We start from the raw sequence: 16,048 nt of genomic DNA, 5'->3' as shown, positions 1-16,048 counted from the left end.
ACCAAGAAGCAATCGCACCGGAATAGGGCGAAATGTCGTTTTTATGAAATTATTTGGTGCGTTTTATATAAGTGTATACAAAATCATCCTTCTGTGTTGACCTCTTCGCAGGTAAACCCGCTCCCACAGGGCCCCTGAAAACCTTGCGGCTGTGGAAGCGGGCTGGCCCGCGAATGCAACCGACAACCCTTTCCTGCCAGGCACAAAAATGGGGCCACATTGGGCCCCATTCTTGTGCATCAGAAGACCGGCTTACTGGGCCAACTTCTTGTGCCGTACACGGTGCGGCTGGGCAGCTGCGTCGCCCAGGCGCTTTTTGCGGTCGGCTTCGTACTCGGTGTAGTTGCCTTCGAAGAACACCACGTTCGAGTCGTCTTCGTACGCCAGGATGTGAGTGGCCACACGGTCCAGGAACCAACGGTCGTGGGAAATCACGATGGCGGCGCCCGGGAAGTCCAGCAGGGCTTCTTCCAGGGAACGCAGGGTTTCGACGTCGAGGTCGTTGGACGGTTCGTCGAGCAGCAGGACGTTACCGCCCTCCTTCAGGGTCAGGGCCAGGTGCAGGCGGCCACGCTCACCACCGGACAGGTCCTTGACGAACTTCTGCTGGTCGCCGCCCTTGAAGTTGAAGCGGCCGACGTAGGTACGCGACGGGATCTCGTAGTTACCGATGCGGATCTGGTCGGAACCGTCGGAGATCTGCTGGAACACGGTCTTGGAGCCGTCGAGGTCTTCACGGCTCTGGTCCACGCAGGCCAGCTGCACGGTTTCGCCGATCTCGATGCTGCCCGAGTCCGGTTGTTCCTTGCCCATCAGCATGCGGAACAGGGTCGACTTACCGGCACCGTTACCACCGATCACGCCGACGATGGCACCCTTGGGCATGGCGAACGACAGGTTGTCGATCAGCACGCGGTCGCCATAGCCCTTGGTGACGTTCTTGAACTCGATGACCTTGTCGCCCAGGCGCGGACCGGCCGGGATGTAGATCTCGTTGGTTTCGCTGCGTTTCTGGAATTCCTGCGACTGCATTTCTTCGAACCGCTGCAGACGGGCCTTGGACTTGGACTGGCGGGCCTTGGCGCCTTTGCGCACCCATTCCAGTTCCTCTTTCATGGCCTTCTCATGGGCGCTCTGCTGCTTGGATTCCTGCGCCAGGCGCTCGGACTTGGCTTCCAGCCAGCCCGAGTAGTTGCCTTCGTACGGGATGCCAGCGCCGCGGTCCAGTTCGAGGATCCAGCCAGCGACGTTGTCGAGGAAGTAACGGTCGTGGGTGATCGCTACCACGGTGCCCGGGAAGTCGTGCAGGAAGCGCTCCAGCCAGGCGACCGAATCGGCGTCCAGGTGGTTGGTCGGTTCGTCGAGCAGCAGCATGTCGGGGGCCGACAGCAGCAGGCGGCACAGGGCCACACGGCGCTTTTCACCACCGGAGAGGTGTTCGATGCGCGCATCCCAGGCCGGCAGGCGCAGGGCGTCGGCGGCGACGTCCAGCTGGCGTTCCAGGTTGTGGCCGTCGGCGGCCTGCAGGATGGCTTCGAGCTTGGCCTGCTCGGCGGCCAGCTTGTCGAAGTCGGCATCCGGCTCGGCGTATGCCGCGTAGACCTCGTCCAGGCGAGCCTGGGCGTCCTTGATCACGCTGACCGCTTCCTCGACCACTTCACGTACGGTCTTGTTCGGGTCCAGTTGCGGTTCCTGCGGCAGGTAACCCACGTTGATGTCGGGCATCGGACGGGCTTCGCCGTCGAATTCCTTGTCGACGCCCGCCATGATCCGCAGCAAGGTAGATTTACCGGCGCCGTTCAGGCCGAGCACGCCGATCTTGGCGCCAGGGAAGAACGACAGGGAAATATTCTTGAGAATTTCCCGCTTCGGCGGCACGACCTTGCTCAGCCGATGCATGGTGTAGACGTATTGAGCCAAAACCAAGCCCTCTAATCAGATAGGTAAAGACATCGACGATCGCCCCGGCGGTATGGCCAGGGGGATGTGTTTACGGGGTGTATTGAACAAAGTCGACCATTCTACGCCAACGCGCGGCGTTGCACAGGGTGGTCGGATGGCGGGGCGGATCGTTGTGATCCTGGGAGGCATTTGTTGCCTGTTCCGGCCTCTTCGCGGGCAAGCCCGCTCCCACAGGGATAGCACCACATTCAGGGCTGTGGAGTTTCCTGTGGGAGCCACAGGAATAGCACCACCTTCAAGGCTGTGGAGTTTCCTGTGGGAGCGGGCTTGCCCGCGAAAGGGCCGGCACAGCCACCGAGAGGGCTCAGACGTGACGCTGTTTGCCAGCCTTGCCCCGTGGCAGGCGGCAACGGTCGCTCTGCTCGGCCAGGCGCGCAGCATAAGCGGCCTTGACGCTGAAGCCAGCACTGCGGGCCGGTTGCTCGGCTACCTTGGCAGGCTTGGCTGCGGCAGGCGCGCTCACGACCTTGCCAGCAGGCTTGGCGGCAACGGCTGCCGGCACTGCTTCTACCGCCGGTACTGCCGCCTTGGCGGTCTTGCGCAGTTCAGCCAGCGATGGCGTCTTGTTTTTCGACGCCGCTGCCGCGTCGGGTTTGACCAGCGACCGCTGGCACGATTTGCAGGATACGTCCGCGGTCACGGCAGTGCTGACAAGGGTCTGACTGCTGCGCCCACAGGCGGAATCGAGGCCATTGGTGGAAAAGTGAGTAACCAAAACCGAACATCTCCGATGCGTTGTCATTGAAGCGGCCGGCATTCTCGCACAGGATGCAGGGTCTTGCCGAACAGGCCGGCATCACCACGACCGCTGGCGTCGGACAATCGGACTGGCACATTGCCATAATCACAGGCATGCTAGCCCGTTCGGATGTCCGGCTTTATAGTGCGCGGCCGCGGTCCAGGCCTGTGCAGATCCCGGCATACACCGTGCATGTTTCCACCCTGCCATCGCCAGGCCAATCGCAGGACCGACGCTTGACCAATCTCAATCATCCGACTCTGCTGCGCCCCGCTTCGCCGGCCCCAGTCGCTTCGCTGCGTGGTTCGGTCAAAGGCGCGCTGGCCCTGCTGGCCTTGATCCTGCTGGGTTTGCTGCTGTGGCAGCTGTTCTCGCAGTTCCGCCACACCCAGGCCGACCAGCGCCAGCAGAACCTGGACGCCAGTGCCGAACTCGCCGACCACCTGAGCCTGAACATGGCGCTCAAGGCCCAACAGGCCCTCAACGTGGTCCAGCCCTACGTCAAAGCACCGACGCCCGCTGCCATGCCGAGCCTGCTGTCGACCCTGCGCGAACGCCTGCCCGCCCTGCGCGACCTGGCCTGGCTGGACCCTGCCGGGCAACTGCGCAGCGACACCCTGGCCGGTAGCCCCGACCGCCAACTGATTGACGAACTGGTCGGGCTGAACCAGGGCCGCAACTACTTCTTCGCCAACGCGGCGGACAACCGCACCATCTACCTGCTGTTGCGCCAGACAGCCGAACAGGATCGCGGCTACTGGCTGCTGCGCCTGTCACCTGACTATTACCAGGTGCTCACCGTGCACCTGGACGGCCCCGGCCACCCGCTCTGGCTGCTGGAAAACAGCCGCAGCGGTGAGGTACTGGAACGCCACGCCCCGGTACAGACCAGCGGCGAACCGCTGCAAAGCGTGATGCTCGCCTTCATCGACAACAGCGCCTGGCAGTTGCGTGGCCTGTTCGACGCCGGCCTGGCCCAGCAGAAGCTGCTGCCGGCACTGGTCGGCAAGTGCCTGCTGGCGCTGTTCTGCGCCCTGCTGCCAGTGCTGGCGCTGGTCAACATGCGCCGCCGCCAGCGCGCCCTGCAGGAAGACCGCCGGCGCTACCAGGAAATCTTCGAAGGCACGGGCGTGGCCTTGTGCGTGCTCGACCTGTCGAGCCTGCCCGGCCAGCTCGACCGCTACCACCTGCGCAACCTGGCCGGGCTCAAGCAGAGCCTGGCGCTGGACCCCAACCTGCGCCGCTCGCTGCTGCTGGAACTGAAGATCACCGAGATCAACCAGGTGGCGCGCCAGCTGCTCAACGTCGAGTGCCACGAAGGCGCCTGGCAGCGGCTGATCGATGGCAGCGGCGATGGCCGCGACAGCATCGGCATGCAACTGATCGACGCCCTGATCGAACAGCGCCCATCGCTGGAACTGGAAGTGCGCCTGCCCGCACCGCTGGGCGGCGAGTTGCACCTGTGGCTGATGGCGCGCCTGCCGCAGCAGCGGCGTGACTATCAGGCCGTAATTCTCAGCATCAGCGACATCACCAGCCGCAAGCAGGTGGAGCTGTCGCTGCTGGAGCGCGAAAGCTTCTGGTCCGACGTGGTGCGCACCGTGCCCGACCAGCTGTACGTGCAGGACGTGCTCAGCCAGCGCATGATCTTCAGCAACCGCCACCTCGGCCATACGCTCGGCTACGATCGCACCGAGCTTGCACAGATGGGCGACCGTTTCTGGGAGTTGCTGCTGCACCCCGAGGACGCCGCGCACTATCAGGCTTTGCGCCAGCAACAGCGCGACATGGCGCACAGCCAGTCGCTGCATACTCAACTGCGCTTCCGCCACCGCGACGGCGGCTGGCGCTGCTACGAAATCCGCGAGCAGGTGCTGACCCGCGACGAGGATGGCCAGGTCACACGCATCATCGGCGTGGGCAAGGATGTCACCGTGCAGATCGAGGCCAGCCAGTCGCTGCGCGACAGCGAGCAGCGCTACCGCATGCTCGCCGAAAGCATTAGCGATGTGATCTTCTCCACCGACAGCCGCCTGCAACTCAACTACCTCAGCCCTTCGGTACACGCTGTGCTGGGCTACCAGGCAGAGTGGATCTTCGACAACGGCTGGCAATCAATCATCGCCAACCCTTCGCAACTCACCGGCATCTATAGCCTGATGGACCGGGTCAGCAAGGCCATGGGCGATAACGAGCAACTGGCCCAACTGCGCAGCCAGCTGCCGACGCAACTGTTCCTGTTCGACTGCCTGCGCGCCGATGGCCGCAAGATCCCCATCGAACTGCGCCTGGTACTGGTATGGGACGACCAGCAACGCTTCGAGGGCGTGCTCGGCGTGGGCCGCGACATCAGCCAGCAACGCCGTGCGGAAAAAGACCTGCGCATGGCCGCGACGGTGTTCGAACACTCCACGTCGGCGATCCTCATCACCGACCCGGCCGGCTACATCGTGCAGGCCAACGAAGCGTTCAGCCGGGTCAGTGGCTACGCGGTCAGCGACGTGCTCGACCAGCTGCCGGCCATGCTGGTGGTCGAGGACCAGCAGCAAAGCCACCTGCGCTACGTGCTCAAGCAACTGCACCAGCGCGGCAGCTGGGAAGGCGAAGTGTGGCTCAAGCGCCGCGACGGCGACCATTACCCGGCCTGGGTCGGCATTACCGCGGTACTCGACGACGAAGGCGACCTGGCCAGCTATGTGTGCTTCTTCACCGACATCAGCGAGCGCAAGGCCAGCGAACAGCGTATCCACCGCCTGGCCTACTACGACGCCCTGACCCACCTGCCCAACCGCACGCTGTTCCAGGACCGCCTGCACACCGCGCTGCAGCAGGCCGAGCGGCAGAAGTCGTGGGTGGTGCTGATGTTCCTCGACCTCGACCGCTTCAAGCCGATCAACGACTCCCTCGGCCACGCCGCAGGCGACCGCATGCTCAAGGACATGGCCCTGCGCCTGCTGGCCTGCGTCGATGACGACGACACCGTGGCGCGCATGGGCGGTGACGAATTCACCTTGCTGCTGCAGCCGCGCGCCACCCGCGAAATGGCCTTGAACCGCGCCATCCACGTGGCCGAGAACATTCTTGGCAGCCTGGTGCGGCCGTTCGTGCTGGAAGGCCGCGAGTTCTTCGTCACGGCCAGTATCGGCATCGCCCTCAGCCCGCAGGACGGCAACGAGCTGAGCCAGCTGATGAAGAACGCCGACACCGCCATGTATCACGCCAAGGAGCGCGGCAAGAACAACTTCCAGTTCTACCAGACCGAAATGAACGCCAGCGCACTGGAGCGCCTGGAACTGGAAAGCGACCTGCGCCACGCGCTGGAACAGAACGAATTCATCCTCTACTACCAGCCGCAGTTCAGCGGTGACGGCAAGCGGCTGACCGGTGCCGAAGCGCTGCTGCGCTGGCGCCACCCGACCCGTGGCCTGGTGCCGCCGGGTGACTTCATCCCGGTCATCGAAGAGCTGGGCCTGGTGGTGGATGTCGGCGACTGGGTGCTGCGCGAGGCCAGCCGCCAGCTCAAGGTCTGGCACAAGAACAAGGTGCGCGTGCCGAAGGTGTCGGTGAACATCTCGGCGCGGCAGTTCTCCGACGGCCAATTGGGCACGCGGATCGCCACCATCCTCGAGGAAACCGGCCTGCCGCCGGCGTGCCTGGAGCTGGAGCTGACCGAGAGCATCCTGATGCGCGAGGTCAACGAGGCGCTGCAGATTCTCGCCAGCCTGAAGAATCTCGGCCTGAGCATCGCGGTCGACGACTTCGGCACCGGTTACTCGTCGTTGAACTACCTCAAGCAGTTCCCGATCGACGTGCTGAAGATCGACCGCACCTTCGTCGACGGCCTGCCCGAGGGCGAGCAGGACGCGCAGATCGCCCGGGCGATCATCGCCATGGCCCACAGCCTCAACCTGGCGGTGATCGCCGAAGGCGTGGAAACCCACGAACAGCTGGAGTTCCTGCGCGAGCATGGCTGCGACGAGGTTCAGGGCTACCTGTTCGGGCGGCCGATGCCGGCCAACCAGTTCGAGGCGCAGTTCGCCAACCAAACCCTGTTCATGTTCCAGTGAGCCGTAGCGGACTCACGCGCTCCCTGTGGGAGCGGGTTCACCCGCGAACACCGGCGGAGCCGGTGCCATCCAACGCGTCGCATTTTTCGCGGGTAAACCCGCTCCCACAAAGACCGCGTCATGGTTGAAATCTGCGTCAAAAAATCGGACCTCAGAGTCAACTCCTGCGCCCAGCCAGCCCAGACACGGCGCGGGATGCAACATGAAGCCCATTGGTCCGCGACTTGATGCCAGTTCATATGCCAGGCGCGGATCAATCGGTTAGAATGCCCCCCCAAATTACCCCGATCCTTGAGGACCGCCATGTTCAGCCGTGATTTGACCATTGCCAAGTACGACGCCGAGCTCTTCGAAGCCATGCAGCAAGAAGCCCTGCGCCAGGAAGAGCATATCGAGCTGATCGCTTCGGAAAACTACACCAGCCCGGCAGTCATGGAAGCCCAGGGCTCGGTCCTGACCAACAAGTACGCCGAAGGCTACCCAGGCAAGCGCTACTACGGCGGCTGCGAGTACGTCGACGTGGTCGAGCAACTGGCCATCGACCGCGCCAAAGAGCTGTTCGGCGCCGACTACGCCAACGTCCAGCCGCACGCTGGCTCGCAAGCCAACGCCGCGGTCTACCTGGCCCTGCTGTCGGCCGGTGACACCATCCTGGGCATGAGCCTGGCCCACGGTGGTCACCTGACCCACGGTGCTTCGGTAAGCTCGTCGGGCAAGCTGTACAACGCCATCCAGTACGGCATCGACGGCAACGGCCTGATCGACTACGACGAAGTCGAGCGCCTGGCCGTCGAGCACAAGCCGAAGATGATCGTTGCCGGCTTCTCGGCCTACTCGCAGGTCCTGGACTTCGCCCGCTTCCGCGCCATCGCCGACAAGGTCGGTGCCTACCTGTTCGTCGACATGGCCCACGTTGCCGGCCTGGTTGCCGCTGGCGTGTATCCGAACCCGGTGCCGTTCGCCGACGTGGTCACCACCACCACCCACAAGACCCTGCGCGGCCCGCGTGGCGGCCTGATCCTCGCTCGCAAGAACGAAGAGATCGAGAAGAAGCTGAACTCCGCCGTCTTCCCGGGCGCCCAGGGCGGCCCGCTGGAGCACGTCATCGCCGCCAAGGCCATCTGCTTCAAGGAAGCGCTGCAGCCTGAGTTCAAGGCTTACCAGCAGCAGGTCGTGAAGAACGCCCAGGCCATGGCCGAAGTGTTCATCGAGCGTGGTTTCGACGTCGTTTCCGGCGGCACCCAGAACCACCTGTTCCTGCTGTCGCTGATCAAGCAGGAAATCTCCGGTAAAGATGCTGACGCTGCCCTGGGCAAAGCCTTCATCACCGTCAACAAGAACTCGGTACCGAACGACCCACGTTCCCCGTTCGTCACCTCGGGCCTGCGTTTCGGCACCCCAGCCGTCACCACCCGTGGCTTCAAGGAAACCGAGTGCCGCGAACTGGCCGGCTGGATCTGCGACATCCTGGCTGACCTGAACAACGAAGCGGTGATCGACGCCGTACGTGAGAAGGTCAAGGCCATCTGCAAGAAGCTGCCGGTCTACGGCAACTGATTGGCGAAAGCCTGATGTGAAAAAGCCCGGCCTTGTGCCGGGCTTTTTCATGCCTGTCACCCAACAGCGGAACCGCTTCCGGATGGGCTGAGCGAACCCGGCCGCCTAACCTGCCGCCTCTTTTGGAAAACGAGCAGGAGGCCAACCATGGCTGACCACGTAGCACTGTCCTTCACCGCCACCTTGCAAGTCGCTGAAGCGCCGGTCAATGTTCTGGGCGACATGACCACTGGGCCCGTATCGCTGGTGAGCCCTCACCAGGCGCCGGGATATGCCGTTGAGGGCGCCACGACCCTCGGCATGCTCAATGGCAGCGAATCAGACTGGCGTCACGGCCAGGATATCGGATTGATCACATTCGAGCAGGCCGCCCAACCCGCAGCCTTGCTGCTGTATTTTCGCCATACCGAAGCGGGTTATCGCATCTACCTGCGCAGCGGCCCCCATTCGGGCCAAGGGGTGTTCACCACCGGCGATGGCCTGGTAAACGTGCAGCCGATCAAGGCAAAAGACCCAAGCCTGTGGAAGCTGACCGATGCACAGACGGGTGTGGCGTTCGACCTGACTCAGCTTGAGGATGGCCGGCGAGAAGTTCAGCTGAGCAATGCTCAGGGGCACCCCGTGGAGATCCACAACCTGTACCCGGTAGGCGGCTTCCTGGCGTGCTACCCGGCAGCGCGCCAAGGGACCCTGAGCCTGATCATTCAAGAGCGCGGTGTCGATTGGCTCAAGCCTGACTGATGTGTTTGTTCACCTCCTGGGTACTGACTCAATCCTTCTGGGAGTGGGTTCCCCCGCGAAGCAGGCGACGCTGTGCACGCGGGTGAACCTGGGTCTCTTCAGGTTCATTCAGATCATGCAGCCCCGGCCGTCACGTATTAACCTGTGCCACCCCAAGCGCAAACAAATACAGGCCCGGCTTTGACCAGAGAGCAACTCGAAACCCAACAGATCCCCATCTACTTCGCTGCCGTTCTCGCAGCCCTGGCCTTCGGCCTGCTGACCGGCGACACTGCGCAACACCTGCAAACCCTGGTCACCCCCGCCATCGCCATCCTGATGTACGCGATGTTCCTGCAGATCCCGTTCCTCGACCTGCGCCAGGGCTTGGGCAACCGCCGCTTCATGGCCGCGCTGCTGCTCGCCAACTTCATCCTCGTGCCCTTGCTGGTATGGGCCCTCACCCGGGGCCTGGCAGACCACCCGGCGATCCTCATCGGCGCCCTGCTGGTGCTGCTTACGCCGTGCATCGACTACGTGGTGGTGTTCACCCACATCGGCAAAGGCGACTCGCGCCTGACCCTCGCCGCCACGCCCGTGCTGTTGCTGGTGCAATTGCTGCTGCTGCCGGTGTACCTGGCGCTGATGCTAGGCGACAGCAGCGGCGTAACTATCCGCATCGCCCCTTTCGTGGAGGCCTTCGTGCTGCTGATCGTGCTGCCGATGGTCCTCGCCGTGCTCACCAGCGCCGGCGCCCGCCGCTCCCGCGCGGGCGCGGCTTGGAATGACGCCTGGGCATGGATGCCGGTGCCCGCGATGGCCCTGGTACTGGTGGCGGTAATCGGCTCGCAGATTGCGGTGGTGCTACGGGATCTTGATCGCCTGTTGCCAGTGATTCCGGTGTATGTCAGCTTCATGCTGCTGGCGCCGGTGCTCGGGTATGTATCGGCGCGGTTGCTGCGCCTGCCGGTGGCCGAGACACGCTCGGTCACCTTCAGCGCCGCGACACGGAATTCGCTGGTGGTGCTGCCACTGGCGCTGGCGTTGCCGGAAGAGGTGCGCGGGTTGGCGGCTGCAGCTGTGCTTACCCAGACATTGGCAGAGCTGGTGGGTGAACTCGTCTATGTACGTGCCATACCGCGGCTGGTGCGCTGAACCGCCGCACCCGCCGCTGCCGGTCACGGGCGGTCGGCACACACGGCAAACACCTGCACCTCGACCAGGTAGCCCTGCCCCAGGTCGGCCCCCACGCAGGCCCGTGCCGGTTTGGCACACCCCTGCAACCAACTGTCATACACCTCGTTCACCAGGTCGAAATGTCGATAGTCTGCGATCCACAACTGAACCCGGGTCAACTGGTCCTTGGCCACCCTGGCCTCAGCCATCAACCCATCGATGGTACTCAGCGCCTGGCGCAGCTGCCCCTGCACGTCCTGTTGCAGGTCGTCGGCAACCACGCCGGCCGTTTCGAACAGTCCCCTGTAGCTGACAGCCAGCGACATCCGCGAGCCTGACCCATACCGTTCAATCATTCAGAGTCCTCCGTCAACCCAGCTGGTTGAGGCAAACGACTTTAGGCTGGGTCATGTCCTCGTAAGCGAACCTTACCCCCTCGCGCCCAAGGCTCCCATACTTGGAGCCACCGAAAGGCATGGCATCGAAGCGGTAGTCGGAAGAGTCATTGATCATCACTCCCCCGGCCTCGATTCGCCGGGCCAGGCTCAACGCCAGCGACAGGTCGCGGGTGAATACCCCGGCATGCAAGCTGTACTCCGGAGCATTGGCCAGTGCTATTGCCTGCTCGATATTGTCGAAGGGCGCCAGCATCACGACGGGTGCGAATACCTCTTCACGCCACAGCCGGCTTGCAGGGTCAACGCCTTCCAGCACTGTCGGCGAATAGACAGCCCCTTGACGTCGATGGCCACAGAGCAAGCGGGCACCGCCTTGAAGAGCCTGGTTCACGCGCTCCTCTATGTGCCGGGCCGAGCCTTCGGTGATCATTGGCCCCATGTCGGTTTCGCGCAGGCCTGGGTCACCGACCACCATCGCCTGGGTCAAGGCAACGAAGCGCTGGCGGAAAGCCTCATAGATCGAAGCGTCCACCAGAATGCGCTGGGTGCCAATGCAATTTTGCCCAGCTGCCCAGAACGCGCCAGACACGCAAGACTCGACAGTGGCTTCGAGGTCGCAGTCTTTCAGTACCAGCACCGGGGCGTTACCCCCCAGGTCCATGGCCAACTTTTTCAAGCCAGCGCCGCAAGCTATCTGTTCGCCCGTGGCGAAGCCGCCTGTGAAGGAAATCATCCGTACTTCACGCACGGCGACCAGCGCCTTGCCCAGTTCGGCACCGCCCGTGGCGACGGTGACGACGGTTTCCGGCAGCCCCGCATCGACCAGATATTGCACAAGCTTCAAGGCAGAAAGCGGGGCCAGCTCCGAGGGCTTGAGGATGACCGCATTGCCACCCGCAATCGCTGGCCCGAGCTTGTGCGCCACCAGGTTGAGCGGATCGTTGTAGGGTGTGATGGCCAGAATCAACCCCAACGGCTCGCGGGTGAACCAGCCCTGGCGCGATTCAGAACCTTCATAAGCATCGAAAGGCACCACTTCGCCTGCGTTGCGCCGCGCTTCCTCGGCAGACAGCTTGAGCGTGTTGATGCAGCGTTTTACCTCCTTCTCGGCTTGACGCAGGGTCTTGCCGGCTTCATCGACGATCAAACCGGCAAAATCTGCAGCGTCACGCTCGATGAAGCGCGCGGCCTGCTCCAGAATGCTGGCGCGTCGATGCCGGGGCAACGCGGCACACGCGTGCACTCCTTGGCGGGCACGGACCAGCAGGCCTGGTACAGCGTCGGCACGCAGGTTGGCGACGCTGCCGACCAGGCTGCCGTCGAAAGGGCTGAATACATCGATCAGGGCGGGTTGCTCAATCGCTAACCGCGAAACGGAAGTCAGGCTCATGAACTTTGCTCCTCAGACCGAGCGGCCAGCGTTGTGAATGGCGACGATATCCGACAGCAGGGCAAATGCGGTTTCGACACGCCCCGCACCTGGGCCAGACACGGTCACCGCGCCCAGCAATTCGGTGTTGAATGCCACCGCATTTGTGGCACCGGAAATACCCGCCAAGGGATGATTGCCCGCTAACAGGCGCGCTTCGACGCTGGCACGTACCGAACCATCGGTTTCACGGCTGGCGCTACCGATCAGCTTCCAACGCTGGCCCGCCGCTTGTGCTTGCTCGATCGCCACACTGTCGAGGTTGCTGATGCCGCTGCAGGTGACATCGCTTACCTGCAGGCAAGCGCCGAGCAACTCGTTTGCGAGAATGACCACCTTCAGGCGCACGTCATGCCCCTCCACATCGGCGCTCGGATCTGCCTCGGCGTAACCAAGCGCTTGAGCCTGGGCCACGGCATCGGCAAAACCAAGCCCTTCTTCCATACGCGTCAACACATAGTTCGACGTACCGTTAAGAATACCCTCGAACCCCACCAAGCCCGCGCCGGCCAACGTCTGGCGCGCCATGCGCAACACCGGCGTACCGCTCATCACAGCACCTTCGTATTCGAACGACACCCCGTTAGCTTTGGCCAAGGCCTTGAGCGCCTGGGCATGCAAGGCAACGGGCCCCTTGTTGGTGGTGACCACATGCTTGCCCGCTTCCAGCGCCCAGCGGCAGAAGGTTGCCGCCGGCTCTCCGTCCTTGGGGTTGGTGAATGTGGCCTCAGCAATGATGTCGGCACCCGATTGCTTGATCACCGCCTCGTTGAACGCCTCGGCCGTCCCCTGAGGGATCTGCGCCAGCGCCCCCTTCTTGGCTGGCAGAGCTGCCAGCATGGCGGCGTCCAGGCCATCCCGGTCGATAACCGAGCCCAGGAACAGGTCGGTGACGCCAACAATCTTCAGGCCAAAGCCCAGCTCTTGCTGCCAGCGCGCATTGCGTTCGGCGATCAGTTGGGCCAGGGCACGGTTCACGCCGCCAAAGCCAACGAGTGCAATCTTGTATTCGGTCATGGTTTGCTGTCCTTTCCAGGCGATTGGTCGATGAGGACAAGCCTAAGAGCCGTGCAATGCCAGTTGAATATGGCAATTCGCTGTATTTGCTGGCCAATCTGACCAGTACCTGATGGAGGCCTGAACAGCCTCCAATGCACGACGCCGCCCGGGCGAAGGCCCGGGCGGCGTCGTAGTATCGATGGCTTTAATGTATCAGGCGCGGCTTAGATCACGGTGGCCAGGACGAACGACGTCACCGTGTTCTCGACCCCTGGCATGGCGGCGATTTCCGTCCACACATGATGCACTCGCTCGGGGCTGGAGGCCTCGACGCGCAGCAACAGGTCGAACTCACCGCTGAGCACCTCGCACTGGATCACCTCGGGTATCTGGCGCAGCGCATCAAGCACTGCTGCACCGCGCATGCGGTCATAGCGGTAGACGAAGATCACCGCATTGATCAACGATGTCGGCCGCCGCCCCTCACCGATGCGCAACGTATAGCCCTGGATGGCCCCATCGCGCTCAAGGCGCTCGATGCGCTGGCGTACCGCATTGCGCGACAGATTCACTTTCAGCCCAAGCTCGGCATGGGCGATACGTGCATTGGCGGTGAGTTCGGCGAGAATCCGCTCGTCCAAGGGGTCGAGGATGCGCTTCATCGCCTGGCCTGCAACTGAGCCAATAACGCGTGAACGCCTGCCAGGTCTTCGCGGCCCAGCAGCGGCCCGCCGCCAGCAGTGCCAACCACGTCAGCAGGCACATCGCCGTGCCAGGCGCCCAGCTCCGCCAGCAGCCCGGCGGATTTTTCCGGGGCAAACTGCCCCAGCGTGACGATGGGCGCGCCAATGTTGCGCCGATGCAGGCGACCGGCGAAGGCCCCGGTAGCGGCATGTGGGTCTACTGCACTGCCGGTCTCGTGAAACAGTGTGACGACTTCTTCGCGGATCAGCGCATCGTCCACGGCATACGAGTCGAACAACATACGTGCATGCAACCACTGGCGGTTGCCGATGCTCAGTTCGCCACAATCCTCGAAGTGCTCCATCAGCGCTCTGGTCGCTCCGCTGTCGCGGTCGTACAGCTCCCAGACGAAGCGCTCCAGGTTGGAGAACAGCGAGAAGTCCATGACCGGCGACAAGGTCTGACTGGGTGAACCACGGCTGTAGCGGTTGCAGTGAATGAACCGGTGCAAGGCATCATTGCGGTTGGTCGAGACAATGATCTGATTGATCGGCAGCCCCATCTTCTGGGCAATGAAGCCTGCGTAGATCTCGGCAAAACTGGCTGTGGGAATGCTGAAGCCCACCGGCCGTGTTCCCCCTCCCAACTGCAGCGCCGCGTGGAAATAAAACACGATCTGCGCCAGCACGCCGATCCAGTTGGTCGAGTTGAAGCTAACGGGAATCAGCTCGGGGCACGGCCATTCACGCAGCAGCGCCGACACCAGTGACTGGCAGTCATCGAAGCTGCCGTCCACGTCCACGCAGCTCACGCTTTCGCAAACGGCATTGCGCATCACCGCCGCGCGGTCGGCCGGTGTCCCTGCGCTGGGGTACAGCGCCAACAGGCGTGCCGTAGGGCAATGCCGCAAGGCTTCGATAGCGGCCACCGCCGTATCGCCGTTGCTGGCGCCAACCAGCATGACCCGCTCGCAATCGGGCCCCAGGAAATGGCGGATAAGCCGCGCCTGCAACTGCGCGGCGAAATCCTTGGAAGACCGGGTAGGCCCGTGAAACAGCTGCAGAATCCATTCGTTATGGCCGATCTGTTGCAGCGGTGCAATCCCACGGTGGCGAAAGCCACGGTAACTGTCGCTGACCAGCGCCCTGAGGGTCGGCTCATCGAGGGTATCACCGACAAACGGTGCCATTACCCGCCAGGCCAGTTCGTCGAACGGCAACCAGGACCAGCTGGCAATTTCCTGCTGGCTGAACGTCGGCACTGCAGTCGGCACATAAAGCCCGCCATCAGCGGCCAGCCCGGAAAGCAGCGCCGTGCGGAAATCAACCCGTGTCTCATTACCGCGCGTGGATGTGTACTGCATCGGTGCTCCAGGATAAGTATTGGATTAACGGTGGGCCATCGCCACCAACCAGTGGCTGAAGGCCTGGGCATCGGTGGACAACGCTTCGCCCAAGCCACGTACCAGGTAAAAGGACTCGCTCGCCTCGATGCGCTGGGCAAACGGTGCTACCAGCCGGCCTTCCTGCAGCAGGTCATCGACCAGCGATGAGCGTGCCAGCGCCACCCCGAGGCCCATTTCCGCCATGCGCAAGGTCGACACCAGGGTGTCGAACTGCAGGCCGCTGGAAGAGTCGACCTGATCGGCACCCACCCGCTCCAGCCAATAGCCCCACCCCTCCTCGTAACCCAGCACATGCAGCAACGGAACCTTGGCCAGATCGCCAGGCTCGCGCAGCGCGGAGTCGGCAATCAGCGCAGGTGAGCAGACTGGCACCAGCATGTCGCGGGTAAGGCGCTGCGCCTCTACGCCAGGCCACTGCCCACTGCCCCAGCGGATTTCAAGGTCATCCTCGGCATCCAGTTCCTTGACCCACAGATTGCTGATGTAACGGATGTCGACCTGCGGATGCGCACGTCTGAAGTCGGCCAGCCGGGGCGCCAACCAGAAGTGCAGAAACGACAGGCTGCCGCGCACTTTCAGGGGCCGGCGCTGGCGTTGCCCGAAAATTTCATTGGTGCCTACCGCCAGGCGGATGATTGCGTCCTGCACTACCGGCAAGTAGGACTGACCTTCTTCGGTCAGCCCTAGCCCCCGGGGCAGGCGCTTGAACAGCGCCACCCCCAACTGGCCTTCCAGGTGCCGAATCTGCTGACTTACGGCCCCCTGGGTGAGGTGCAGCTCCTCTGCTGCGTGGGTGAAGTTCAAGTAACGCGCCGACACTTCGAAGGCTCTGAGCCAGTTCAAGGGAGGCAGGGTTTTCTGAGTCATCCGCGGTTTCTCATGGCAACGTTCCGGTGATCTAGTATCACCCTG

At 63.1% G+C, this 16,048-nt stretch carries 12 protein-coding genes; 4 read left to right on the top strand and 8 right to left on the bottom strand.

Features of this window, described 5'->3' with window-relative positions; all coding sequences use genetic code 11:
* Positions 1-252 precede the first annotated feature (252 nt).
* Positions 253-1,920, bottom strand: coding sequence for an energy-dependent translational throttle protein EttA (ettA, locus tag ACIPZ5_RS06665; protein WP_261942610.1), 1,668 nt, complete (start codon positions 1,918-1,920; stop codon positions 253-255).
* Positions 1,921-2,266: 346 nt separating this feature from the next.
* Positions 2,267-2,677, bottom strand: coding sequence for a hypothetical protein (locus ACIPZ5_RS06660; RefSeq protein WP_343595774.1), 411 nt, complete (start codon positions 2,675-2,677; stop codon positions 2,267-2,269).
* 260 nt (positions 2,678-2,937) lie between these two features.
* On the opposite strand from ACIPZ5_RS06660, the gene ACIPZ5_RS06655 reads away from it, so the two are divergent.
* The 4 genes from ACIPZ5_RS06655 (at position 2,938) to ACIPZ5_RS06640 (ending at position 10,200) form a co-directional block, all read left to right on the top strand.
* Positions 2,938-6,768 (top strand): EAL domain-containing protein, encoded by a 3,831-nt coding sequence (locus tag ACIPZ5_RS06655; protein ID WP_400807422.1) that lies wholly within the window; start codon positions 2,938-2,940, stop codon positions 6,766-6,768.
* 303 nt (positions 6,769-7,071) lie between these two features.
* Entirely contained in the window at positions 7,072-8,325 is a 1,254-nt protein-coding gene (glyA, locus tag ACIPZ5_RS06650; protein ID WP_085674008.1) for a serine hydroxymethyltransferase, read from the top strand.
* A 147-nt stretch (positions 8,326-8,472) separates the two neighbouring features.
* Entirely contained in the window at positions 8,473-9,066 is a 594-nt protein-coding gene (locus tag ACIPZ5_RS06645; protein ID WP_400807420.1) for a hypothetical protein, read from the top strand.
* Between the two features lie 180 nt (positions 9,067-9,246).
* On the top strand, positions 9,247-10,200 hold the full coding sequence (locus tag ACIPZ5_RS06640; RefSeq protein ID WP_400807417.1) for an arsenic resistance protein: 954 nt from the start codon (positions 9,247-9,249) through the stop codon (positions 10,198-10,200).
* Between the two features lie 23 nt (positions 10,201-10,223).
* Here ACIPZ5_RS06640 and ACIPZ5_RS06635 read toward each other — a convergent pair whose 3' ends face one another.
* From ACIPZ5_RS06635 to ACIPZ5_RS06610, 6 genes are all read right to left on the bottom strand, one after another.
* Entirely contained in the window at positions 10,224-10,547 is a 324-nt protein-coding gene (locus ACIPZ5_RS06635) for a RidA family protein (RefSeq protein ID WP_313711456.1), read from the bottom strand.
* A 43-nt stretch (positions 10,548-10,590) separates the two neighbouring features.
* Entirely contained in the window at positions 10,591-12,009 is a 1,419-nt protein-coding gene (locus ACIPZ5_RS06630; RefSeq protein WP_400807415.1) for an aldehyde dehydrogenase family protein, read from the bottom strand.
* 12 nt (positions 12,010-12,021) lie between these two features.
* Positions 12,022-13,065, bottom strand: coding sequence for a homoserine dehydrogenase (locus ACIPZ5_RS06625; protein ID WP_400807413.1), 1,044 nt, complete (start codon positions 13,063-13,065; stop codon positions 12,022-12,024).
* A 206-nt stretch (positions 13,066-13,271) separates the two neighbouring features.
* Positions 13,272-13,709 carry an Lrp/AsnC family transcriptional regulator gene (locus ACIPZ5_RS06620; protein ID WP_152958060.1) on the bottom strand — a complete coding sequence of 146 codons (438 nt, stop codon included), beginning with the start codon at positions 13,707-13,709 and terminating at the stop codon, positions 13,272-13,274.
* Positions 13,706-15,094, bottom strand: a complete 1,389-nt coding sequence (locus ACIPZ5_RS06615; RefSeq protein WP_400807409.1) for a threonine synthase — start codon at positions 15,092-15,094, stop codon at positions 13,706-13,708. Before ACIPZ5_RS06615 ends, ACIPZ5_RS06620 begins: the two co-directional genes overlap by 4 nt.
* Positions 15,095-15,118: 24 nt before the next feature.
* Positions 15,119-16,003, bottom strand: a complete 885-nt coding sequence (locus tag ACIPZ5_RS06610; protein WP_400807406.1) for a LysR substrate-binding domain-containing protein — start codon at positions 16,001-16,003, stop codon at positions 15,119-15,121.
* Between the last annotated feature and the right edge of the window lie 45 nt (positions 16,004-16,048).

The sequence above is a fragment of the Pseudomonas sp. NPDC089428 genome (assembly GCF_044749325.1).
In the GTDB taxonomy this organism is placed as follows: Bacteria; Pseudomonadota; Gammaproteobacteria; order Pseudomonadales; family Pseudomonadaceae; genus Aquipseudomonas.
This window is presented reverse-complemented; position numbering and strand designations above follow the sequence as displayed.

Bases quoted from the DNA above. Each gene is read 5' to 3' on its own strand.
- glyA (WP_085674008.1), top strand. From the start codon at position 7,072: ATGTTCAGCCGTGATTTGACCATTGCCAAGTACGACGCCGAGCTCTTC.
- ACIPZ5_RS06645 (WP_400807420.1), top strand. From the start codon at position 8,473: ATGGCTGACCACGTAGCACTGTCCTTCACCGCCACCTTGCAAGTCGCT.
- ACIPZ5_RS06635 (WP_313711456.1), bottom strand. From the start codon at position 10,547: ATGTCGCTGGCTGTCAGCTACAGGGGACTGTTCGAAACGGCCGGCGTG.
- ACIPZ5_RS06630 (WP_400807415.1), bottom strand. From the start codon at position 12,009: ATGAGCCTGACTTCCGTTTCGCGGTTAGCGATTGAGCAACCCGCCCTG.
- ACIPZ5_RS06625 (WP_400807413.1), bottom strand. From the start codon at position 13,065: ATGACCGAATACAAGATTGCACTCGTTGGCTTTGGCGGCGTGAACCGT.
- ACIPZ5_RS06620 (WP_152958060.1), bottom strand. From the start codon at position 13,709: ATGAAGCGCATCCTCGACCCCTTGGACGAGCGGATTCTCGCCGAACTC.
- ACIPZ5_RS06615 (WP_400807409.1), bottom strand. From the start codon at position 15,094: ATGCAGTACACATCCACGCGCGGTAATGAGACACGGGTTGATTTCCGC.
- ACIPZ5_RS06610 (WP_400807406.1), bottom strand. From the start codon at position 16,003: ATGACTCAGAAAACCCTGCCTCCCTTGAACTGGCTCAGAGCCTTCGAA.